The following is a 23,717-nucleotide window of genomic DNA, read 5'->3' as shown; positions in this document are numbered from 1 at the left end:
CTGTTTAGAAGTTGACATTCAAGCCCATGGTGTAGGTAGCCATCTGCGGGTACCAGCCGCCATTGCTGACCGGTGCTTCCGGATCGTACCCCTCGTAAAAATCCGTTACGGTAAACAGATTTCTGCCGCTCAGGTACACCCGTACGCTTCCGATATTCATCGGGTCCAGCACGCGCTTTGGAATGGAATAGCCTAGCTGTACGTTTTGTCCGCGTAGATAGGCTGCATTACGCATCCAAAAACTTGAATTCTGTTCGTTATTGGTTTGATTCCAGGCCAATCGGGGAAAGGATCCATCGGTATTGGTCGGCGTCCAGCGATCTTTGTGCTGTTCATGTACGGTTCCTCCAAGGAAAAATGGCATGATCCCCTGGCCAAAGAGGTAGCCATCTGCCTGGCCAACTCCCTGCAGAAACAGGGAAAAATCAAACCCCTTATAGTCTGCATTCAGGCGCAGCCCAAAGGTATGCCGGGGAATGGGGCTTCCGATCACCGCCAGATCGCGGTCATTGATCATACCATCTCCATCCACATCCCGGTATTTGATATCTCCCGGCGCTACGTTACCGAATTGGTCGGCATGATTGTTTACTTCCTCCTGGGTTTGAAACAAGCCTTCGGAAATGTAGCCAAAGAACGACCCTATGGGATACCCTTCTCTGTTTACGGTAAGTCCGGTATTTTCAATTCCGCGCATGTCGACAATTTCGTTGCGCACGTCCGAATAGTTGAGCATGATGCCGTAATTGAGTTCCCCAATCTTGTTCCGGTAGTTTACCATCAATTCGAAGCCGTTATTTTTCACCTCTCCGGCATTCTGAAAAGGAGCACTTAGACCGATGGTTTGGGGGATGTTCAGGGCAAGTAAGATGTCCTTGGTCCTTCTCATGTAGTAATCGGCGGTGACATCCAATTTGCCCCACAGGTTCAGCTCCAATCCGATATCTGTCGTTTCGGTGGTTTCCCACTGTATGGAGGAGTTGGCCATGCTATTCAATGCGGCTCCGGGTGCATTGGCTCCATTAAAGGCGTAATCCTGACCGCCGCCCCCGAGGGACATGAATGCAGCAAAGGGGTACAAACCGATATTTTGGTTGCCCAGTTGCCCCCAACTGGCCCGTAACTTCAACTGGTCAATGATCCCGGAGGAACCCTGCATGAAGCTTTCTTCGGAAATCCGCCAGCCTGCAGAAAAGGAAGGAAATACACCGGAGCGATTTCCCTCGGCAAAACGAGAAGATGCATCCCTACGCACATTTCCTTCCAGGAGGTAGCGTTCGTCGTAATTGTAGGTCACCCTGCCGAAAACCGATTGCAAGGCCCAGTGAGAGGCGGCACCGCCAGTTTGCTCGTTTGCCCGGTTACCGGCATTGATTTGCTGGTATTGGGGAAGCGGAAATACCTCCCGATAAGCAGAAATCCACTGATTGGTTTGGTCTTCCTGCTGGTAACCTGCCGTAATTCCAAGGGTATGCAGCTCGCCAAAAGTTTTGTCCATCGACACGATGGCCCGGATATTATTGTACCATTCCCGGTCGTACCGTTCCGTGAGGGAATTCCGCTGGGGCACGAAGTGCGTGGGTGTCTCCCCGTCGCGGGCATAGGTCTGGGTGATGTTTGAAAAACTCTTGGTATGGGGGTTCCAAAACTTTGGTGCATACATCAATTCGGCGGATAGCCAATCGGTAAATTTATAATTCACGCGAAAGTTGAGGATGGCATCGAGGCTCTCCACGGTACGCAGGCCACCGTCCCGGGCACGGGCCAGGGGATGGTCCCCGTTCCAGCCTTCTCCGTATCGCCCATTGGATAGAATCCCTACTTCGTTGGCGGGAATGCGGCGCATCCAGTGAAACACGTAGCCGGTACCGGAGGATGGTTCACGCTGAAACGACCTGCTCAAAAATAAATCTGTGGACAGGGTAAGTTTTTCCGAAACGTTCACGTCCGAATTGAGCCGGAGGTTAAACCGGTTGAAATCGGTGTTTGGAATAATTCCGTCCTGGTCCAGGTAGCTGATGGAGCCAAATACCTTGGCTTTCTCACTGCCCGCATTGATGCTGACGTTGTGATTTTGCATAAAGGCCGAATTTTTCATGGTCAGCGCCTGCCAGTCCGTGTCGGGATACTGGTCGGAGGGCATGCCTGCCCGGTAATCGGCGAGAAATTGTTCGGAGTATTGGGGGTCGTTGCCCACGTTGGTGAAGGCTTCGTTGGCCATTTCCATGTGATCCAGGGCTCCGACGATCGTCGGCAGCCGGGTAGGCATCTGGAATCCCGCGTACATATTATAGTTAACCCGAACGCCTTCCACACCTCGTTTGGTGGTAATCAAAACCACGCCATTGGCCGCCCGTGCACCGTAAATGGCGGCGGAAGAGGCATCTTTCAAAATGGAGATGCTTTCTATTTCGTTGGGATCCACGTTATTGATGCTGGTCTCGACCCCATCCACCATGACCAGCGGATTGGAATCTCCAAGCGTTCCCACGCCCCGGATACGAATGGCACCTCCGTCGCGCCCGGGCTGCCCACTTCGCTGTGTAATGGTGACACCGGGCGCTACTCCCTGAAGCGCCATGGAGGTCTGGCCTACCGGTTGATTGACGATGTCCTCCGAGGTGACCGTGCTCACGGCTCCGGTAAGGTTTACTTTTTTCTGCGTACCGTAGCCGACCACCACGATTTCATCCAGGGAGGAAAGGTCTTCGGACAGGGTAATCGTGAGTTCATTTTGATTGCCTACTTCTACACGCTGGGATTCGTACCCGATGTAAGAAATGACCAGAACGGCATTGTCTGGTACTTCCAGGCTGAAGTTCCCATCAATGTCTGAAGCCGTGCCAGTAGCAGTTCCCTCCACCAGAACTGTTGCCCCGGGAATTCCTTCTCCGTTGGCGTCAACGATCTTTCCAGTGATCGGGCGGGCTTCGATGCGTATTTCTACGGCCGATTCAGAAAGAGAGCGGTTCCCCTTTGCTACATAGATGGAGTTATCCACCTGTTTAAATCGCAGGTTGGCGCCAAGAGCGATGTCTACCAACAACGCATTGACCGTTTGTCGTTTGCTATTGAGGGTCAGTAGGGTAGAAGTAGTCAAAATTTCTTCCGGAAAGACGAACTGGTAATCCGTCTCTTTTTCCACTTCGCGGAAAACTTCTCCGAGATCCCATTCGGCTTTTTTCAGCCGAATATAGGATTCATCGATGGGTATGATCTGGGCGTGCATCTCGTGCGCCATCAATGTTGTCAGGAACAAACATTGAAGTACCAATCCGTACAATAGGTTCTTCGATACCATTTTGATTAGGTACAGTAGTTTTCTTTTCATAATTTTAAAGGATTTTAATTGTTACTGATTGAAATCTGCAGGGTAAAGCATTTCATTTGGCGATGGGAGTTTTGCCCTGCATTTTTGTTTAGTTCATAGGCTTTCTTTTTTAATGACAACCATTTTTTCATTTATCTCAAAATCAAATCCCATGGAAAAACCCAGTCCTGTGAGTACATCGGCTAGGTTTTTGTTTCGAAAGGTCCCGATCACCCGGGCATTCAGGTCCAGACGCGGGTCGATTTTCATATCCACGTCGTACCAGGAGCTCAGGTCAGCCAATAATGCCTTTAGGGGCTTTCTGTCAAGTACCAGTTGCCCCTCCTTCCATCCAACGGTCCTGTCAATGTCAAAAGGGCGTACATCCAGAGCATCTGGCTCTCGCTCCGTATACAGGGTAGCCATTTGACCCGGTTCCAATTCGATTCGCTTTTTGGCGGCATCTACGGCAACCCTTCCCTCGGTGAGTGCCAACGCAAATCGTTCGGAACGTGCATAGGCATTAAATTCCGTACCCAGGGCCGTGGTAATCATTTTTTCAGTATGTAGCTGAAAGGGCAGCGCTGGGTTTTTTGCAATGCTAAAATAGGCCTCTCCCTGGAGCTGAACAATCCTGTCCCCCTTTCCAAACCCCGAAGAAAAAGACAACGTAGAATTAGCATTTACGGTGATTTGGGTACCGTCCGGCATTTGCAAGGTCAGCTTTTCTCCAGGTCCGGTCGTTTTTGTAATAGTGGTTTCGGCGATTGGAGCCGGTGCGGGTTTTTCGTAGCGCAAACCCTGCATCAAAAAGAAGATACTTCCGATTAACAATAGCCAGGAGGCAGCGACCCGCAATGATGGCCCCAAACGCCAGCGTCTCTTGCTGTTTCTCTTATTTGAATTTGGTTGGATCGTTTCGTGAATACGATCCAGAAGCAGGGAATAGTCCGTGGGGTCCGCATCCTGAGGAAGGGACTGCTGCCAGGTTTCCTTTAAAAATTCGTCAAAAACTTCCCGGGCATCCTCTTGCTCCAACCATTTCAGAACCTGTTCCTTTTCTGACTGACTGGCAGTGCCGTTTAAAAATCGAATGAGACGTTCGTTATTCACTGGGTTTATCGCTGTTTGAGGTATAAACCGCCAGCCAATTGATTTACTTAATCAAAAATAAAAAAAATACGAAAAAATTTTCCTATTCTACTATTTTGAAAAATAATAAAACTATGTTTCGAAAATAACCAGAATTAACCGATGATTCCAAAGTTAATACCGAGTACAAACATTACCTGAAAGGAAGGATACTGAAGCAGGCTTTTTTTCAGCGTTTTGGTGGCCAGGTAAATGTGGTGTTCGATGGTACGTTTGGAGAGATTCATTTGCAAAGCGATCTGCTCGCTATTCATACCATCTAGCTTTTTTAGTTTAAATACCTCCTGTTGCACCTTGGGCAGGTTGTTGATCAATTCCATGGCCAGGTCTTCCAATTCCTGATAGGCCAGTTCACTTTCTCGTTGCTGTCCGGCCAGTTCGACCTGACCGGCTGCTTCGTCGAGACAGCATTCCTTTTTACGATTTCGAATGTGGTTATACATGTAATGCTTGGCTGCCTGAAACAGGTAGCTCTTAAACGACTTGGACGCATCCAGTTTGCCCCGCCGCTCCCAAATCCGGACAAATACGACCTGAACGGCCTCTTCTGCAAGGTGCTGGTCAAAAAAAAAGGTACGGGAAAAGGCCATCAGCTTTTTTGCATACCTGCGATACAATTCGTCAAATGCTGCGCAGTCCCCCTGACGGAGGCAAACCAGCAATTCGGTATCCGTATGTTTGTGTAAAACTCCCATGGATTGGTCTCGTAGTATTCGGCTTCACCTCACTGTAAGCGCCGGAATGGTACAACTGGTTTGGTAGTTTAGGTGGTACAATATACCCTATTTCATTTTAAATAAAAAACTACGTTTTTTGAAGATATATACCTCAGAATTGTCCGCTTCCGGTTTTGGCTGTAATCCAGCGTATGGCGTAATACTCGCACTCCCCTGTTCCAACGTTACGGATGCCGTGGGGATCAAAAGCGGACAAGAACACCAGCGACTCTGGCCCCAGTCGGTACTCGGTACCGTTGATGTGCTCGCTCACCTCCCCCTGTAGCACCAAAATGATTTCTTCATCGGCATGTACGTGGGGATCGTGACTCTTTTCACCTTCCTTTAAGGTTGTGATGTGCATCTCTAACTCCTGCAGGGTTTCCGTCGCGGCTCGCATCACCGAACGCCTGCCCCCTTTTGCCGTCTCTTTATAATCCATGGCGCCATACTGAAAAATCCTGGGTTCCTGACCTGCTGGCCTGGTTTCGCGGGAAACCGGGTCTACGTCCCAGGCAATCAAATACAGGGACGCCTGGGTATCTTGGGGGGATAGCAGGACTTCCGTCTGCCGGGGCAGCCAGGCGACGCTTCGTTCACCAAGCGTTTCGGCTTTTTCCCCCGTCTGAAATTGAAGGGCACCCGCGGTGACTATTAGCAACATTTCCCGGTCTTCGTTTAGTTGAAGCGGTTCGCTTGCCGTGAGGACACGATGCTGCACGCGGAAATTCTCGAGCGTCTTGGTGGGCCAATCCATCAGCTGCCTTTCTTCCCCGTGCGTATGAACTGCCGCGGGAAGCATCGTAAACTCAAACGCCGATGAGGGATGGGGAATTTCCTGTTGGGCATGTGCCTGGGTGAGGGCAAGCAGGAATGCAAGAGAGAATAGAAGTTTCATGTAGGGATTTGGGTTTATGTATTGGTGAAAATAACGTTATTTTTTTAGCAAAGCAATATTACCGTACAGGCAATTTCCGGTAAAAATCGCCTGCCTGTACCGACATGCCCTTCACGTTGCATTTATTGCGCACTTACCGATACGTTTTCGGCCATTCCTCTGGTCTTGATCTCAACCTTTAATAAGGCTCCCGGTGCGGCATTAAAATCAGCAGCTACGCTGATTTCATTCCCACCTTTTTCCAGCCAGGGAACCGCCTCCGGGCTTGCCATTTCGGAGAGCTTGTTCCACTGCCTGTCGTACACAACCAAGCTACCGTCCTCATTCAGTTTTACGTGCTGATTTGCCTGCAGCCTTACGGGAACTTCCCAGGAATGAAATTGATTGAGTGTCAGGGTAATGTTGGTTGCAGTCGCCTGGTTGCCGCCTTCCTCCGGAATCAGGCTTAGCATGCATTGAAGGGCTTGTTTTTCGTGGGGATTGTGCCAGGTAAGGTCGGTTTGGGTAGGTTCACCCGGCTGCTTCAAACGATTGGCATGCTCGATTCGAACCAACGCGTAGGGAATAAGCTTCCATTGGTCCGGTCCGTTGGATTCCAGGCGAAATTCGTTTTGAATGTCCTGCATCCGGCGTTTCTGTCCGTCCGAAAAGGCTCCCTGCATGCGCGCGGTTTCCCAGGTTTTGATGGCCTCGAAAATGGCTGTTGACTGCCCGTTTTTTGCTACAGCATCTAAACTCAGGTTAAAAGCAAATCCGGCATCAAAGCCCGCAGCTCGGGCCAGCAGCCATTCCGTATCTTCCAGGCTGGTTTCCGGACGCATGCTGAACCAACCCAGCATGGCCGGTAATAGGTTTCGCTTGTAGAAGTCCTGATTCATCAGCCGGTAGTTGGTTTGGCTTTCCCGAAATCCCGCATACCAGGGCTCTCCCCAATTGTAGCGCGTATTGATGTGCCAATTGAAATGGGAGGGGTTGCTCGCATCGTTGATTACCGTTCCCTGTAAATCGGGGTTCAACTCGTCAAACCAGGTTTTGGTAAATAAGCTGCGTGCGTATTGTCCCATCCCTGTAGACCAATTGCCTTCCAGTCCGTCAAAAGAAATCTGCTTCAATCCGGTTTCGTTAAACAGTCGGGCCAGGGTGCTGGCCATTTCGCGGGAAAGATCTACATCGCCCAAAAAGACCTTGTAGCCGTGATCGGTTAATTTCCCGATTTTAGCTCCGGCCGAATGGGCAGCAGGCGCGGTACCGAATGCGCCACGCAGGCAGCCCTCAAGGCGCCAGGGAGCCTCGGTGGAAACGGAACGGTACCGGATGATTTCGTTCCCAACCTGAACTGCCTGCAGGGTGTTGTTTTCCATCTGGTTAAAAAAGTCCGGAGATTCGACAAACACCGCTTCATCTGTCCGATCAAGCGCACGCGAAAGGCGGGAATACCCTACCTTGGCCAGCCGGGGATCGGGAACGGGTGTCACGTAGGGATCTTTGGTGGAAATAAAATTGGAAAGGGTATGTACACCCAGCTCCATTCCCCGGTCCCGAGCGCGGGTAACGGCCGCCTTCATGCTTTTCCAATTTTCAGGAAACGCTTCGGCTATCAAATCAAAATGCCCCCAACTTTTAAAAGGTCCGCCATGGTACAGGTAATCCAAGCCGGCTTTTTCGGTTAAATCCAATGCCTCGTCAATCGTGTCCACCGTAAAATCAATGATCAGGTAGGAAGCGGTGGCTTTACTGGATTTTTTTGCCCACTCGCCATCGATCATCGGATGCGGCAATCCTTCCTGCAATTCAATTTCTCCAATCAGGTCCAGGGCCTGTGTTGCCGGGCAGCCAAAAAGCGCAATGGCCGAACCCACCGGCCCACCGTCTTCGTAAGCCGGTGCCAGGTACCGATCGTGCCCCAGATTGACAATCACCCGGTCTTCCCCCCGATTCCGGCTATAGGCCTGAAGCACGCTGCCATTTTCAATTACCTTTGCCGTTTGCCCCCGGTAGAACTTCTGGTTTCGCCAGCTGGCTTCCACATCCACCAAATCCCCTGTTTCAAAAATATCGTAGGCCGGCTCGATATCACTTTCTGCATCGGGAAAGCCTCCCAGTGTTTTGACATTCAAGGCCTGTATGCCCAGCGCAAAGGACTCGTTGCGTACAACCCCCACCGTCTCACCGATGATTTCCTGTATGCTGGTAGCAAAGGGACCCCAAACCACCCAATCTACTTGGTCCTCGTTCGTGATCGAACGAATTTCAAACCGCAGGTAATTGGGAAAGATGCGCGGCTCAATCTCAATCTGAACCGCAGGCGCTGGAAAATCCAGGTACAGGCGATCTTCCCGTACCACCAGTTTTTCCGGAAAAAAAACTTCCCCGGATACGCGTATTTGCATGAAGAAACGGGAGTCCGTTGCTAATCCGTACTCGGTTTGGTGTACTTTATCGAATAGGCTTTGTACCTGACCCTGCTGATCAAGTACTAATCGAAAGAATGCGGTCTCAAATGCGACTTCCTGTGCGAAGCTCCGGCCGGGTAATGCCAGGAGGCAGATGCAGATCCAAGTGGTTAATTTCATAGGCAACAAGTGCGCAACAACGGCCACGCAGTCGATTTGGTGAATGGAATCGGAATATAAGGAAATTTGGTAATAACCGGCCTATTCCTACGCACTCCGACACCAGCCTATATTTCGGCATTCGGCAGGAACGGAGAAATTTACCCCGGACTAGGAGCTGCCGTCAAAAAGAGCGGCTCGTTGTTCAGGCCGGAAAAAGAAGGTAGTTGCTCGTGAAGGCACTCAGCTTTGTTTGCGCTTGGCCTTTTCCCAGGTGCTTTTTTGGCTACCCCTCAAAAACCGAATCAGCCCGGCAACCACGGCATAATTCATTAGGCAAAAGTAGTACGGGACGAAAAGCACCTTTACCCTAAGCTTTCTATTTTCCAGGACGTAGCCCAACGCGGCGGCCCCGTAAAAAAACAGCTGCCCCACCATCAATGCCTGGTACACCCAGCCCTGGGACCACAAAAACAGGTTGGCGATAAAGATAAACACCAGTAAAAACGGCGTGATGGTCCACCTGAGTACCCGGTGGGAAAAATACTGAAAAAACAATACGGGTTGCTTAAATGGCGTGATTCGGGAAAACAATCGTTTCATGGACTGCCAGCCACCGGCACTGATTCTTATTTTTCGTTTTAATTCTTCCCCGGTGGAATCGGAGCCCGTTTCCATGGCGTAGGCATCGGGTTCGTAGACAATTTTATATCCCTCCGAAGCTATCAACATGGATTGCATGAAATCATCCAGGATGGTGTCTTCCGGCAGCCGCTGGTAAAGTGAGGAACGAAAGGCCACCAGTTCTCCCGCCGCGCCCACGGCCGAATAAAGCATGGAGTCCAGTTTTTTCAAAAAAGATTCGTATTTCCAGTACATGCCCTCTCCGGCGGCGCTGGCTGAATCAGCGTCTTCTATGAGCACGCGTTTCTCGCCGGAAACACAGCCGACCTGCTCATCCGAAAAATGCCGCACAATATTTTTGAGGGCCATTTTATTCAACAGGGTATTCGCATCGGTAAAGACCACAATGGGGGTATCGATTTCTTCCATGGATCGGTTTTCCGCCGCCGTCTTGCCCGCTCTGCGGTCTTCGTGCAAAATTTTTATTTGTGGGAACTCAGCCAGTACTTCACGGAAATTATCGGTGGACCCATCCGTGATAAAAACTATCTCGCATTTCGACTCCGGATATTCCAGAGAGAGGGAATTCGTCGCTTTGCTTTTCATAATATCTGCCTCGTTAAAGCAAGGAATCACCAGGCTTACCCTGGGCCAATCGTCCGGTTCGTTCCGGTCTTTTGGCGTTGAAAAAGCACCTTTTGCCTTAACCAGAATGTATAAGACAACGCCATATCCTAAAAAAGCATAAAAAACTACGCCTATGGCCAACCAAAATAGTACATCAAGCATGGGATATAATTTTGCGCCTTGATTTGATTTTTAAATTAAAATCTCGAATTTGTAAAAATAAGTGGAATGATTGGAAAGCATCATGGTATGAACCAAAAATTTTCGTTTTTTTACTCAGCGAAATGTACGATTTATTTCTTTGAGCAATTGTCATTAGTTTCGTAGTAACTTTAGAAATCGATCTAACCGCCAACCTTCAGTATTCGCACCATGAATAAAGGTAATTCTTTGAGAGGTAACAGCAAAGGCACCAAGGCTTCCGGGTTTTACCTGGGACAAGGTGTCCCCAATGAAAATTTTGACCGTATCGTGTTGTTAGCCAAAAAACTCACCGGATGCGCGCATGCTTTCATCGCTTTTCCGGATACCGAGGGACTTTGGTTCAAGTCCAAATCGGAGCTCATTCAACCCCAATCCATCCCGGAGGCCGATCCTCTGTATCTGTGGCTAACCTCCGCGGAAAAATTCCAGGAGCTCAGGAGCGTAGCCAGATACCCTGAGCTGGAGAAAAGTGAATTTTTACAGAACATGAAAGAAATTGGGTACCTGGCTGTGCACCCGGTCCCTGAAACGGGTGGACAAATTTTGGGTTACCTGGTAGTGTTGGACGGCACCGCTCATGAAAACACCGAAACGATTGAAGAAAACCTGGGTATTTTATCCAAGGCCACATGGGAGCAGATACGGATTAAAACCGAGATTTTTGAGGATCGAATTTTAAGCAAGGCGCTTTCTCTATCGCAGGACCTGATTACCGTCATTCGTTTTGACGGAAAATTTATCAAGGTAAATGCAGCTTTTGAAACCTTGCTAGGCTACGGCGAGGAGGAGCTCTCTGAAAAACCCATGGCCGATTACATCCATCCAAGTGATGTGGATCAAACCATGGTAGAAATCAACAAGTTAATCAAAGGCGAAGCAAGTAGTAATTTCAATCACCGCTTAAAAACCCAGGCTGGTGACTACAAAACCTTTGCCTGGACTGCTACAGGGGACCTGAAAAATAAGTGGATTTTTGCTATTGGGAGGGACATCACGGAAGAAAAAGACAAAGAGGAGCGGCTGCTATCCAGTGAAGAAAAGTTTCGGTCTTTTTTTGAAAATAGTCAGGGATTGATGTTAACCCACGATCTGGAGGGCAATTTCTTGAGCTTTAATAATTACGGTGCGCGGCTCCTGGGCTACACCGTAAAGGAAATGCTATCCAAAAAACTATGGGACATCATTCCGTCTCGTTTTCATTCGGAGATAGACAGCTATTTTGGAGAATTAAAAAACGATGGAAAAGCCCAGGGCCTGATGACCACCCGTCAGGCAAATGGAACCCTAAAGGTGTGGTTGTACAGCAATACCCTGGAAAAAGACCACGCGGGGGAGAGCTATGTCATTGGTAATTCCATCGACATCACCGAGCGGCTTCGTCTGGAACGAACCATCCAAAATGCCAAGGAGCTGCTCAACCAAACGCACATGATGGCAAAAATCGGGGGATGGAAATACGATGTGGAGAAAAATTTCCTGAGTTGGACCGATATCACCAAAGCTATTTTTGAGGTAGAGGATGGCTACAAGCCAGATTTGCAGGATTCCTTCCGGTTTTATAAAGATGGATTTTACCGGGAACGGATGGAAGAGTTGTTTTCCCTGGCCAGGGAATACGGCAAAGCCTGGGATGAAAAATTAAAGATCGTAACCGCTACGGGAACAGAAATTTGGGTCCGCAGTATCGGGGAAGCGCACATTGAAGAGGGAAAATGCCTGTACCTATTTGGGACCATTCAGGATATAAACGAAGCAGTGAATAGAGAAAACCAACTCATACAGAAAGAACAGATGCTTTCTGCCATTTCGAAAGCCACCGACGAATTGCTTTCGAATCGAAATCTAAACGAGGCCATTTCCAGAAGTCTGGAGCTCATCGGAAAGGCGGCCGATGTGGACCGGGTATATTACTGGGAAAACAGCAAGGCGCCGGATGGCACCACCCTCACGTCCCAACGGTTTGAATGGAGTGCCGATGAGGTAGAACCACAAGTCAATAACCCAGATTTGCAGGATGTCCCGATCAATTTTTTTGGCGACTTTGTCCAACCCATGGAAAACAACGAAGTGTTTCAGGCCATTCTTTCGGAGATGTCAGAGAGTTCATCTACCCGGGAATTTCTGGAAGAACAAAATATCAAGTCCATACTGGCGATTCCGATTTTTACGGAGGAGGGCTTTTGGGGTTTTACCGGATACGACGATTGCAAACTGGAAAGGCAATGGTCGCAGGCGGAATTGTCCTTGTTAAAGAGTTTTGCAAACAGCATCTCTAACGCCATTGACCGCAATATCCTGGAGCGCAATCTGGTGGAATCCAAAGAGCTTGCCGAAAAAGCCAGCCTGGCAAAGTCCGAGTTTCTGGCCAATATGAGTCACGAAATCCGTACCCCGCTCAACGGCATTATTGGATTTACGGACCTGCTCTTAAAAACCGACCTGAACGAGGTTCAGAACCAATACATCGGGATTGTCAATCAGTCGGCCAATACCCTGCTCAACATCATCAATGACATCCTGGATTTTTCCAAGATTGAAGCAGGGAAACTGGAATTGGACATCAGCAAAACGGACGTCTTTGAGTTGGCAGGACAGGCGACCGACGTGGTCTCCTACCAGGCGCAGAAAAAAGGGGTTGAAATGCTGCTGAATCTCGAAAAGGAGCTACCCCGCTTTATCTACATTGACGATATACGACTCAAACAGATTTTAATCAATCTTTTGGGCAACGCAGTAAAATTCACCAAAGAAGGAGAGATTGAGTTAAAAGTCCAAACCCTGCAGGATCTTCCGGATGGAAAACAGCTCATCCGCTTTGAGGTTCGGGATACAGGTATTGGCATTTCCGAGGAAAACCAAAAGAAAATCTTTGACGCATTTTCCCAGGAGGACGGCTCCACTACCAAAAAATACGGAGGTACCGGTCTGGGGCTAACCATTTCCAACAAGCTATTGGCCATGATGGGCTCCGAGTTGAAACTACATAGCAAATTGGGTGTGGGAAGTCAATTTTATTTTGATATCGAGCTTACCACCGAAAACGGTGACTGCATCAAAAAAACCGATACAGACTTTATCAAAAAGGTACTGGTGGTGGATGACAATGAAAACAACCGATTGATTCTAAAAGAAATGTTTTCCTTAAAAAGCATTCACATGGAGGAAGCGACAAACGGTTTCGATGCGCTGCAAAAGATCGAGTCGAATGGAGGCTTCGATACCATCTTGATGGATCTAAACATGCCCTACATGGATGGATTGGAAACTGCCGAAAAAATTCGAAATAATTTTTCCGGGGAAAAAGCCAACCAGCCCATTGTGCTACTGCATAGTTCGGCAGACGATGACTACATCCATAAAAAATGCAGGGAATTGGGCATACGCATCAAATTGGCCAAACCTATCAAAATCAAGGACCTTTACGATGCCCTCGCTCAGCTCAATCCAGGCACATCCCTTCCGAAATCAGCAGCCGCTGAAGCGGTCTCAGAGGAATCCCTACGCCATACCTTTAAAGTATTGATCGCTGAAGACAATTCCATCAACATGTTTTTGGCAAAAACCATCATTCTAAAGGTGTCGCCCGATACGGAAATCCTAGAGGCCACGGACGGTTTATCGGCGGTTGAAATGGCGGAAGCACACCTACCGGATATCATATTAATGGATATCCAAATGCCGGTTTTGAGTGGTCACGAAGCCACAAAGAAAATCAAACAATCCCCTGCGCTCAAAGATATTCCGATCGTGGCCATTACTGCGGGCAATATCAAAGGAGAACGCGAAAACTGCCTGGCATCCGGAATGGTGGATTTTGTCGCCAAACCGATCGTAGAAAAAAATATTCGAACCATTTTTGAACAATGGTTGCCTGCCAAAAAAGTGGGGAACTCCGGCGAAGCCGCACCCGCGGCCCCCACAGAAGCCATTCCGACGGAGCCGGTGAACCTGACGGAAACGGAGTCACTCAACCATTTTAATTTAGGCAAAGTCAAGGAATACCTGGGGGATGAACCAGAGGTGATCAACGAAGTACTCAAGCTCACCGTCAAAGAACTTGCGCAGTCGGATAAGGTATTAAAAAAACACTTTTCTGAAAAAAACCTGGAGGGGCTGTCCTCCGAAGGACACAAGTTGAAAGGTTCGGCGCTCACCGCCGGATTGGACGCATTGTATGCCATTGCATTGGATTTAGAATCACTGGAACGATTCGAGGAGAAGGCGATCGCAAAAATGCTAGATGATTTCTCAAAGGAAAATGCCCTGGTGACAAAACTGATCCAACGGCACGTCAACGAAGAGTAGAACGGGCGAAAAAAGTTGCAGGCTTCCCTTGCTGGGTAGGGCAAGGGGGACTGCCCCTTTTTTATAGAAAATTAACGCTGTTTTTTAGCTGTTCCTTGTACTTGGCACCGATGGGAATAATTTTTCCATCCACCACCGCAGTATCGCTGTCAAAATCCGTTAGGTAGTGCAGGTTGATCACGTAAGAGCGGTGTACCTGTACAAATTCCGGATTGGCGGCCAACTTCTCCAAGAAATTCGAAATGGTCGATTTGATGGTATAGGTCTGGGACTTGCATTTCAGGCTGATATAGTCTCCCTTTCCTTCGCAATAACTAATGTCAGCGAAGAGAATTTTCTTGTACAATCGGTCGTCCTTTACGAAAATAAAATCCCTGGAGTAGGAATTGGGATCGATGCGTACCTCGGCTTCTTTGAATTTTTCAATCCCCTTCAAGAATTGGGTGTAGGAAAAGGGTTTGGGTAGGTAAAAACAAGCATTTGTTTCAAACGCCGATATGGCGTTTTCGTGATTGGCCGAAATGACGATCAGCGCTCCATCGTATTGGCTGTGTTTCAGGATTTCAAAGCCATTCATTTCCGGCATTTCAATATCCAGAAAAATCAAATCAATCGTTCCTTTTTTTTCCACCAAAAAGTTTAAACCCTCGATTGCATCCGTAAATTTAGCCACCAGGTCCAGTGACTTTGTTTTGGAAATGTAATGCGACAGCACTTCAATGCTTGCCGCATCGTCATCTATAATTACACAACGATTCATTTTATCTGGATACATTTATACGTTTCTTCACAAACTACGCCCTAGAATCCTCCTGTATGGCAGGCTCCGATTCGGGCGTGGCTAATTTTCTGATAACCTGAGCAGGCACTCCTCCCACAAGGGTATAGGGAGCTACGTCTTTGGTTACTACGGCCCCGGCCGCTACCGTGGCACCCTTTCCAATGCGCACGCCTTTGAGTACCATACAACGGGTAGCAAGCCAAGCCCCGTCTTCAATGGTAATGGCGCCGGATTTTCCCTTCTCGGAACGGTCATCCACCCCGTGAAAATCACCGTCCATAATAATAACCTGATTGGCTACCTGACAGTTTTTTCCAATTGTAATCCGCTCGCTTGCAGAAATGATGCAAGCGGTATTGATGAAGGTACCTTCCCCTATGTCCAAAACCGCCCCTCTATCGGCATACAACTGGGTGGTACCCATGTGCGACCAAATGGTGCATCGGTCACCCACGCGAATCTCTCCCAATCCTTCCACCCGTAGACGCCCTCGTACCGTGACCAGTTTTCCTAACGCGGCGCATTTTCTCAATCGGTATTTTGCGTTGACAATCCGGTATAGGCCCTGCATTACTTCTTGCAAAAAGGCCCAATACAAGCCTATTTTTTCGCTTGTGTTGCGTGCTTCCCTGCCGTAAATCGCTTCGCTTTTTCGGGACAATCTGTCCGCTAATTGCTGCTGAACCATCGATCTTTTAAATAATTAATGAATATATGCCGTGAAAATTTAAATTCAAAAAAAAAGGATAAATTAAAAATTTTGTTACTTTTATTTTAAAATTCAGGCAAAAACAGTAATTTATTTTACATAAAACAATTTTTGTCATTGATATATAAATAAATGAAATTCATGTTAAAAAACCCTACAAGGCCTCTTTTCCTGAGCCTGTTTTACTTTTTAGGATTTTTTACCTTTTCCGAAGGCTTGCGTGCCCAACAGGCGGCAGCTTATTTCGAGGACCTCGATTTGAATGTTTCTCTTGAGGATCAATTGCCTCCATTGGACAGCCTGATCGACATGGCCATTGCTCAGCATCCGACCATCCGCCTGAATGAAGCCCTGATTGGATCCGCAGAGTCACGACTGAATCTTGCCAAAAAATCCTGGACCAATTTATTGCGTGGATACATCGATTACGGGTATGGAAATCAAGCCATCGTCACCACTGGAACCCAGGGAGCCGACCTGTCGAATATTGCCAACGGTTACCGGGCAGGTGCCAACCTAAGTATCCCCCTCTCAGAGATTTTTAACCGAGGCGATCGGATCAATCTTCAAAAACAGGAAATGGAGGCTACCTATTATAAAACCAGGGAAATGGAGTTGGTGATTGCCGAGCAAGTAATCGAACAATACAACACCCTCATCCTCGCCCAGCGACTGATGAATATCCGAATGCAGATGCAGGAAAAGGCGAGAACCAACCTATTGCAGGTAGAAATGGAGTTTAATCTAGGTAATCTGGACGCGTCCAGTTACATGAGGAACGCAGAAATCCATACCATAGCCCAATCGGAATACGAAAACGCGCGAAGTAGTTTTTTTGTTGCCGTTCAAAAATTGGAACTATTGATTGGTGTGACATTGACGCAAATAATCCGAAAAAATGAGCCTTAAACAACTTTTTCGCCTTCTTTGGAAGAATAAATTCCGTATTATCTTACCGCCGATTCTAGTCGGTCTGGGGGTGTTTATGCTCACCCGAAACATGACACGCGAATACGAAAGCAAAACCATCGTGTTCACGAATCCAACAAGTAACCGGGGAGCTACCGATGGGGGTGTGATCCGCATGGATTTTTACACCTCTAACAATTTGTTTGATAACCTTACCCTGTTGGTAAAGTCACGGGAGACCATCGAAGAGGCTTCGCTTCACCTGCTTGCCTTACATATCTCGCTCCCAGAGCCCGACCCATCCGTTATTCACAATGACTGCTGGCTGGATCTTCGGGAGCACATTCAACCATCCCTTTGGCAGGAGTTATCCGTACCCGGCGACGAGAAGGAAACCTTTGCCCGAATAAAAGCCCACTACATCCGTGAGCCGAACTCGCCCATCGAATACCTGCTGCGCGAGCACCGGCATTATGCAATGACGAAGATCCTGGAGCGTTTGAGTGTCGCAAGAAAATTTTCCAGCGATATGATGGAGCTGTCGTACCGTACAGACGACGCCGGTGTTTGCTACCATACCCTGCGCTTGCTAGCTAAGGCCTTTATGGAACGCTATTCGGGGATGAAGGAAATGGAGAACACCAATTCCATTGCTTATTTCCAAAGCCAATTGGACATCGCTCAGGGGAAATTACGGGAGGCAGAAGATAGGCTCAAGTCCTTCATGAGCGAAAACCGAATCCTGAACTATTACGAACAGGGGAAATACCTGGATATCGCCAAATTGGAACACGAACAGGACGAAGAGCGGTCCAAGCGCCTGCTATCCGGAACCGAATCCAATTTGAATGAAATCCAGGAAATGTTTCAAAACTTTGACAACAGGCAGGTGATCATTCAAAACATCTCCGCCCTTCAGGACGAAATTGTGGCGCGAGACATGGAGATTCAGGGCTTACAGGCCCAGAATAGCGCCGGACCAAAAATCACACAATTGGAAAAGGAAATCGTCCGATTGAAAGACCAAATAGCAGCCGATTCGAAGGAATTGTTTCAAAATAGCAACTCCCTTCAAGGCATTCAACGGGAGACTATCCTGGAGGAATGGCTGCGGCTAAAAATTCTTTTCGAAGAACAAAAGCAAGCCCTGGACGTCATGCAAAACAGAAAAGCGTACCTCTCTGAAAAAATACAGGAATTTGCGCCTCTGGGAGCGGAACTAAAAAAACTGGAACGGGAAGTAAGTGTGAACGAAGACCAATACCTATCCATTCTGCATGGACTAAACATGGCCTACCTGCAAAAATACGATCTGGAAATGTCTTCTTCACAAAAACTGATCGATGAGCCGTACTATCCCAAATCCCCCCTACCTTCCAAACGAATGATCTTTATTATCGGAGGCAGCCTGGCTACCGGTTTCTTCGGATTTTCGATCGTGGTCCTTTCTTTTTTTATTGACCGTACCATTAAGTCCGTACCACAGGCTGAAAAAGTAACCGGTCTGAAGGTTTCCGGAGCATGGATTGATGAATTGGGCCTAAGTAAGGCAGTAAAAAAAGACATCCTCTACAACCGACTGCGGAAACAGGTTTACAACAACCTGGGTAAATACCTACCCCAACAGGGGAAAAAAATCGTCCTTTTTTACAGCCTTAAACCCGCAGAAGGAAAAACCTTCCTTATCCGCAAGTTGGTGGAAGAATTAACTCTGCAAAACCGAAATATTGTGTACTGGGGACATTCGCGGGACACAGCGGAAATGCCTTGCGATACGCTTTCTTACGATCAACAGGCCATCCTCTATGACCAACAGGATGCCTATTGGGAAGAGCGAATTGCTCAAACGGAGAAGGAGTTTATTTTATGGGAATTACCCCCAATCGAAGAAGTCCCACTAAACTATCCGTTGATTAATCAGGCCAATGTGTTGGTCATGGTATTGGATGGGCAGCGCAACTGGAAGCCCGCCGACGAACGTTTTCACGAAAGCCTGAAAGAAATGGTCAAGATCCCGCATACCGTCTGGCTAAACCGGCTGCAATCCGATGAACTGGAGGACATGAACGGGGAAATACCACGAGACAGGTCCTTTCTGCGGGCAAAGATTAAAAAATACCTTTCCTGACGGCCATGGAATATTCCCGAACCCATCTCGCCTTCCCCGTTGTCGCATTGATTCTTTCCCTGCTGATCAGTGTATGGGTGGTGCATGCGGAGTTCCTGGCAATCGCCACGCTTTTTGCACTACCAATCGGAGTGGCGATGGGTGTATTCATTCTCTGGCACCCCTCCCATGCCTTGTATACAGCATTGGTACTCGCTTTTGTTTCCATCGGAGCGGCCAGGTACATTCCCAATTTGCCCCTAGGGCTGACGGTAGATTTTGCGCTTGTACTGGTGCTACTCAGCGCCGTTTTTCACAATCGGATAAAAACCGACTTCACCCAGCTAAAAAACCCGCTAATTGCGGTAACCCTTATTTGGATGGCGTATAACGTTGCGGAGATTTTTAATCCCGAGGCAAGAAGCATAACCGCCTGGGTCTATGCGGTACGCGGTACAGCCCTCTACATGTTTCTGACCGTGCCGATAACCTTGTTGTACGCCAATACCGAAAAAGACCTGAACCGAATGATCAAAATCATTTTTGCTTTTTCGATCCTGGCGTCTTTTTGGGGATTGCGGCAGTATTACATCGGCCTGGACTACGCGGAAAACCGATGGTTGGACCAGGGGTCCCGAAGCACCCACGTTTTGTTTGGAAACCTCCGGGTATTCAGCTTCTTTTCGGATGCGGGGCAATTTGGAGCGGGCATCGCCCATTCGGCCATGATCGCCCTGGTACTTGCCCTTGGACCTTTTCGGGTAAAACAACGGCTGATCTTTGCGGGCTGTGCGCTCTTATTTTTTTACCTGATGATCATGAGCGGTACCCGCGGAGCCCTGATGGTGCCAGTGGCTGGATCATTGGCCTACCTCTTTGCATCGAAAAATTTTAAATTAATGGCCATCGGATTGGCGGCACTCAGCCTGGTTTTTATTTTTCTAAAGTTTACCAGTATTGGCAATGAAAACTACCAGGTTCGGAGGCTTCGCTCCGCACTTGATCCCAACGATGCCTCGTTAAATGTGCGGTTGGAAAACAAAGCAAAGTTCTCAGAATACCTGAAAAACCGCCCTTTTGGCGGAGGCATTGGCACTTCCGGATTTTGGGGACAGCGCTTTAGTCCGGGTACTTTCCTGGCTGAAACACCTAACGACAGTTGGTTTATAAAAATCTGGGCCGAAATGGGTATCGTTGGGCTATACCTTCACATAGGCATTCTCGCCTTTATTGCATTGCTGGCCCTGTTCCGAATATGGCAGGTAAAAGATCCCCGCCTTCGGCAAAAGCTACTTGCGCTTTTCTCCGGTTATGTCGGAATTGCGGCTGCATCGCTAGGAAACCCCCTGTTGGGTCAGATGCCCACCGGGATCATTCTTTACATGTCCTGGGCCTACCTGTACCTTGCTCCTTCACTTGAAACAAACGCAACCAAATTGGATAACCATGGATAAGCCACTGATCTCTGTCATTACGATCAATTACAACGGATTGACCCATACGCTGGATTTTTTAGCCTCTTTTCAGAAGGTGAGCTACCCGCATGTCGAAATCATTGTCGTTGACAATGCGTCGAGCGAAGACCCTGGGGCAATTGCCGAACGCTACCCGAACACCATTCTGGTTAGGAACCCCAAAAATGAAGGATTCGCAGGGGGAAACAACCGGGGTATGGAAGTCGCAACCGGCGAGTATTTTTTCCTAATCAACAACGATACCGAAGTTGCGGAGGACATACTGGACGTGCTACTCGAACGGGCCAAGGCAAGCCCCAAGGTCGGCCTTATTTGCCCCAAAATTTTGTATTACGACCAGCCCGATACCATACAGTATGCGGGATTTTCTGCGATCAACCCCGTTACCGGTAGGGGAAAAGGAAAAGGGTACCTGGAAAAGGACCTCGGACAGTACCAGATAGCCGAACCCACCCAACTGGCGCACGGAGCAGCCATGTTTATTCCCAGGTCTGTGGTCCTCGAAATTGGCATGATGGCCGAACTCTACTTTCTGTATTACGAGGAAATGGACTACTGCGAGCGCATCAAAGATGCAGGATACACGCTGTGGTACGAGCCAGGAAGCCATATTTTACACAAAGAATCCATGAGTGTGGGGAAAAACTCCCTGCTAAAAACCTATTACATGAGCCGAAACCGCTGGCTTTTTTTGCGCAGAAACGTGACCTGGCCCCTGTTTTTCTTTACTGCGGCCTATTACTTTGCGGTGGCCTTGCCCAAGAATATCCTCGTACACCTGACCCAAGGCGAATGGTCCCATGCCAAAACGTACCTCAACGGATTTGTAGCCGGCCTTTTTATGCAAAACATTCAGGAAAACCTAACCCTAGTCCATCATGAGAATCGGAATTGAAGCGCAGCGTATTTTTCGCAAAAAACGACACGGAATGGACATGGTGGCCCTGGCACTCATCCGAAACCTACAGGAAATGGACCGGGAAAACCAGTATTTCATCTTTGTCAACGAGATGGAGGACACGTCCCCGCTACGCCCAACTGAGAATTTTACCATCGTCCCGCTGCCGTCCAGCCCCTACCCCATCTGGGAGCAATACCATTTGGCAAAAGCCGTTCGCTCCTACCGCCTGGACCTACTGCATTGCACCAGCAATACGGCCCCCGTTAATTGCCGGGTCCCTTTGCTAATTACGCTTCACGATATCATCTACCTGGAAAAAATAAACCTAAAAGAAGGCACCCTGTACCAACGTTTCGGGAATCTATACCGCCGTTGGAATGTGCCTGCAGTGGTAAAAAAGGCCGTCGCCATCTTTACCGTTTCGGCCTTCGAACAAGAACGCATCACCCGGCATTTTCACATGGATTCCTCCCGTGTGCAGGTCGTATACAACGGCGTGGCCGGGCACTTCCAAAAAGAACCGGTGGAAAGGCAAAAAGCAGTTCGGGAAAAGTACACCTTACCGAATACCTTTATCCTGTTTTTGGGCAATACCGATCCCAAAAAGAACCTCAGAGGCGTGCTCAAAGCACTCGCCCTGTTGGAATCGCGAAAGGTACCCTTTCCGGACCTGGTCATGCCCGACATCGGAAAAGAAATCCTGGAATCCATGCTCGCCGAGATCGGTGCCCCCCAATTGCTCAATACGATCCACCTGACCGGGTACATTCCCAACGAAGACCTTCCAGCCATTTACAGCCAGGCGGTCCTATTCCTTTACCCGTCGCTGCGGGAAAGTTTCGGGCTGCCGATTTTGGAAGCGATGGCTTGCGGATGTCCGGTCGTTACCTCCAATACCTCCTCCATGCCCGAGGTGGCAGGCGATGCCGCCTTGCTGATCGACCCCACGGCTCCTCTCAGCCTTAGCGAGGGAATCGAACACTTGCTTGCCCATCCGGATGCACGGAGCAAACTCATTGAAAAGGGCTATCTGCGCCCGCCCCTTTTTGACTACAAAAAAGGAGCTGTCATTACATTGGATTGCTACAAAAACCTGGCCTCCAAAGCATGAGCGATAAAAAATATTGGCTCAAAAGTGGATTTTTTACCATGATGCACCGCGGGGTGGACTTTCTCCTGGGCTTTGTCGGCTTCATGCTATTGGTACGTATTTTGTCACCGGAGGATTTTGGGGTTTGGGTGCTGCTGATCACCATCACCGCTATTCTGGACATGGCTCGAAACGGCTTTATTCAGAATGGAATGATTAAATTTATCGTTGGTAAAAATTCAGCCGTACAACGGAAAATACAGACAGCAGCGCTTTTGCTAAATACCTCATTGACTTTGTTAATACTTGTGCTGCTCGTGCTGGCGGCTTCTCCGCTTGCCCGCTTGTTCCATGCGCCTAAACTAGCAGAAATTCTGACCATTTATGCCTGGGTTCTCCCGGTATTGGTTTTTCATACCCACAATTTGGTGTTGATGCAGGCCCGGTACGACTTCAAAGCCTACTTTCTTGCTGGTATTAGCAAGAGCCTCCCGTTTTTCTTGGTCATCGCCCTGTCCTACTTGTTCAAACAGGAACTGAGCCTCTACGCACTTGCCTGGTACCAAAACGCCGCATTTGCCCTGGCCACCCTGATGTCTGCCTATCAGGTACGTACGTATTTCCGGGTGCAGTGGAAGGCGAAAAATTATTGGCTGGCAAAGGTATTTCACTTTGGGAAATACGTGTTTGGGACCAACCTGATATCCATGCTTACCAATGGCCTGGATAAATTTCTCCTCGGCGCGTTACTCTCCCCCGTACAAGTGGCCATGGCCAATTCAGCGGGGCGGGTGATGAATGTGGTCGAAATTCCGGTAAACTCCATTGCCTCCATCAGCTACCCCAAAGCGGCGGAAGCCCACGACTCAAAGCAAACAGCGAGCCTGGGAACCCTTTACGAAAAGACACTGGGAATGATGTTGAGCCTGACCGTCCCTTTTTGGCTGTTCTGCTTGCTGTTTGCGCAGCAGATAATCCTGCTTATTGCCGGTGAGGCTTACCTGGAGGCGGTCCCTTTTCTTCGAATTATGGCGTTTTTGGCATTAATCAAACCCTTTGACCGACAATCCGGTGTGTTTTTGGATGCCATCGGCAAACCCTTTATCAACATGATCATGGTCCTGGGTACTTTTCTCTACGGAGCGGGGTTGAGCTGGCTGTTTATCCGCTGGATCGGATTACCTGGGGCAGCGTATGGCCTGGTAACTGCTGTTTTTTGTACGGCATTGATCAAGCACCTGATTTTGCGAAAATACCTCCCGATCCGCTTTTTTCACTGCCTGCTGCAGGCGGTAAACATGTATCCCAGCATGCTACGTTCCATCCAGGAAAAAGTAGCGAAACGTTAATCCCCGAC

Annotated in this window: 15 protein-coding genes; 7 read left to right on the top strand and 8 right to left on the bottom strand. The window is 48.6% G+C overall.

Annotation, left to right across the window (positions count from 1 at the left end):
* Window positions 1–4 precede the first annotated feature (4 nt).
* From GCU44_RS11170 to GCU44_RS11145, 6 genes are all read right to left on the bottom strand, one after another.
* Window positions 5–3,331: a SusC/RagA family TonB-linked outer membrane protein gene (locus GCU44_RS11170; RefSeq protein WP_154856474.1), complete on the bottom strand. Its 3,327-nt coding sequence runs from the start codon at window positions 3,329–3,331 to the stop codon at window positions 5–7.
* 93 nt (window positions 3,332–3,424) lie between these two features.
* Window positions 3,425–4,423 carry a FecR family protein gene (locus GCU44_RS11165; RefSeq protein WP_154856473.1) on the bottom strand — a complete coding sequence of 333 codons (999 nt, stop codon included), beginning with the start codon at window positions 4,421–4,423 and terminating at the stop codon, window positions 3,425–3,427.
* 134 nt (window positions 4,424–4,557) lie between these two features.
* Complete coding sequence (locus GCU44_RS11160; RefSeq protein WP_154856472.1) at window positions 4,558–5,157, bottom strand: RNA polymerase sigma factor; 600 nt, start codon at window positions 5,155–5,157, stop codon at window positions 4,558–4,560.
* A 133-nt stretch (window positions 5,158–5,290) separates the two neighbouring features.
* Window positions 5,291–6,076, bottom strand: coding sequence for a cupin domain-containing protein (locus GCU44_RS11155; RefSeq protein WP_154856471.1), 786 nt, complete (start codon window positions 6,074–6,076; stop codon window positions 5,291–5,293).
* 122 nt (window positions 6,077–6,198) lie between these two features.
* Entirely contained in the window at window positions 6,199–8,649 is a 2,451-nt protein-coding gene (locus tag GCU44_RS11150; protein WP_154856470.1) for a hypothetical protein, read from the bottom strand.
* A 222-nt stretch (window positions 8,650–8,871) separates the two neighbouring features.
* Window positions 8,872–10,041, bottom strand: coding sequence for a glycosyltransferase family 2 protein (locus tag GCU44_RS11145; protein ID WP_154856469.1), 1,170 nt, complete (start codon window positions 10,039–10,041; stop codon window positions 8,872–8,874).
* 210 nt (window positions 10,042–10,251) lie between these two features.
* On the opposite strand from GCU44_RS11145, the gene GCU44_RS11140 reads away from it, so the two are divergent.
* Window positions 10,252–14,388, top strand: a complete 4,137-nt coding sequence (locus tag GCU44_RS11140) for a response regulator (RefSeq protein WP_154856468.1) — start codon at window positions 10,252–10,254, stop codon at window positions 14,386–14,388.
* Window positions 14,389–14,449: 61 nt separating this feature from the next.
* Here the strand turns inward: GCU44_RS11140 and GCU44_RS11135 are convergent, their stop codons facing one another.
* Both GCU44_RS11135 and GCU44_RS11130 read right to left on the bottom strand, forming a co-directional pair.
* Entirely contained in the window at window positions 14,450–15,148 is a 699-nt protein-coding gene (locus tag GCU44_RS11135; RefSeq protein WP_092167875.1) for a LytR/AlgR family response regulator transcription factor, read from the bottom strand.
* Between the two features lie 34 nt (window positions 15,149–15,182).
* Window positions 15,183–15,857: an acyltransferase gene (locus GCU44_RS11130; RefSeq protein WP_154856467.1), complete on the bottom strand. Its 675-nt coding sequence runs from the start codon at window positions 15,855–15,857 to the stop codon at window positions 15,183–15,185.
* Between the two features lie 153 nt (window positions 15,858–16,010).
* Between GCU44_RS11130 and GCU44_RS11125 the strand changes: the two genes are divergently transcribed.
* From GCU44_RS11125 to GCU44_RS11100, 6 genes are read left to right on the top strand one after another with little or no spacing between them, the layout of a single operon-like run.
* Window positions 16,011–16,787, top strand: a complete 777-nt coding sequence (locus GCU44_RS11125) for a TolC family protein (protein ID WP_092167870.1) — start codon at window positions 16,011–16,013, stop codon at window positions 16,785–16,787.
* Window positions 16,777–18,915, top strand: a complete 2,139-nt coding sequence (locus tag GCU44_RS11120; protein ID WP_154856466.1) for a GumC family protein — start codon at window positions 16,777–16,779, stop codon at window positions 18,913–18,915. Before GCU44_RS11125 ends, GCU44_RS11120 begins: the two co-directional genes overlap by 11 nt.
* A gap of 5 nt (window positions 18,916–18,920) precedes the next feature.
* Entirely contained in the window at window positions 18,921–20,348 is a 1,428-nt protein-coding gene (locus tag GCU44_RS11115; RefSeq protein ID WP_154856465.1) for an O-antigen ligase family protein, read from the top strand.
* Entirely contained in the window at window positions 20,341–21,264 is a 924-nt protein-coding gene (locus GCU44_RS11110) for a glycosyltransferase family 2 protein (RefSeq protein ID WP_154856464.1), read from the top strand. The genes GCU44_RS11115 and GCU44_RS11110 overlap by 8 nt, the downstream gene beginning before the upstream one ends.
* On the top strand, window positions 21,248–22,381 hold the full coding sequence (locus tag GCU44_RS11105; protein WP_154856463.1) for a glycosyltransferase family 4 protein: 1,134 nt from the start codon (window positions 21,248–21,250) through the stop codon (window positions 22,379–22,381). Before GCU44_RS11110 ends, GCU44_RS11105 begins: the two co-directional genes overlap by 17 nt.
* Window positions 22,378–23,709, top strand: a complete 1,332-nt coding sequence (locus GCU44_RS11100; protein WP_154856462.1) for an oligosaccharide flippase family protein — start codon at window positions 22,378–22,380, stop codon at window positions 23,707–23,709. Before GCU44_RS11105 ends, GCU44_RS11100 begins: the two co-directional genes overlap by 4 nt.
* Window positions 23,710–23,717: the final 8 nt, after the last annotated feature.

Source organism: Cyclobacterium xiamenense, assembly GCF_009467825.1.
Classification (GTDB): domain Bacteria; phylum Bacteroidota; class Bacteroidia; order Cytophagales; family Cyclobacteriaceae; genus Cyclobacterium; species Cyclobacterium xiamenense.
The sequence above is the reverse complement of the archived record's forward strand: the minus strand, read 5'-3'. Positions and strand labels throughout refer to the sequence as shown.

Coding starts and splice junctions, on each gene's coding strand:
- GCU44_RS11145 (WP_154856469.1), bottom strand. CDS start 10,041: ATGCTTGATGTACTATTTTGGTTGGCCATAGGCGTAGTTTTTTATGCT.
- GCU44_RS11155 (WP_154856471.1), bottom strand. CDS start 6,076: ATGAAACTTCTATTCTCTCTTGCATTCCTGCTTGCCCTCACCCAGGCA.
- GCU44_RS11135 (WP_092167875.1), bottom strand. CDS start 15,148: ATGAATCGTTGTGTAATTATAGATGACGATGCGGCAAGCATTGAAGTG.
- GCU44_RS11170 (WP_154856474.1), bottom strand. CDS start 3,331: ATGAAAAGAAAACTACTGTACCTAATCAAAATGGTATCGAAGAACCTA.
- GCU44_RS11110 (WP_154856464.1), top strand. CDS start 20,341: ATGGATAAGCCACTGATCTCTGTCATTACGATCAATTACAACGGATTG.
- GCU44_RS11150 (WP_154856470.1), bottom strand. CDS start 8,649: ATGAAATTAACCACTTGGATCTGCATCTGCCTCCTGGCATTACCCGGC.
- GCU44_RS11140 (WP_154856468.1), top strand. CDS start 10,252: ATGAATAAAGGTAATTCTTTGAGAGGTAACAGCAAAGGCACCAAGGCT.
- GCU44_RS11125 (WP_092167870.1), top strand. CDS start 16,011: ATGAAATTCATGTTAAAAAACCCTACAAGGCCTCTTTTCCTGAGCCTG.
- GCU44_RS11160 (WP_154856472.1), bottom strand. CDS start 5,157: ATGGGAGTTTTACACAAACATACGGATACCGAATTGCTGGTTTGCCTC.
- GCU44_RS11130 (WP_154856467.1), bottom strand. CDS start 15,857: ATGGTTCAGCAGCAATTAGCGGACAGATTGTCCCGAAAAAGCGAAGCG.
- GCU44_RS11120 (WP_154856466.1), top strand. CDS start 16,777: ATGAGCCTTAAACAACTTTTTCGCCTTCTTTGGAAGAATAAATTCCGT.
- GCU44_RS11115 (WP_154856465.1), top strand. CDS start 18,921: ATGGAATATTCCCGAACCCATCTCGCCTTCCCCGTTGTCGCATTGATT.
- GCU44_RS11105 (WP_154856463.1), top strand. CDS start 21,248: ATGAGAATCGGAATTGAAGCGCAGCGTATTTTTCGCAAAAAACGACAC.
- GCU44_RS11100 (WP_154856462.1), top strand. CDS start 22,378: ATGAGCGATAAAAAATATTGGCTCAAAAGTGGATTTTTTACCATGATG.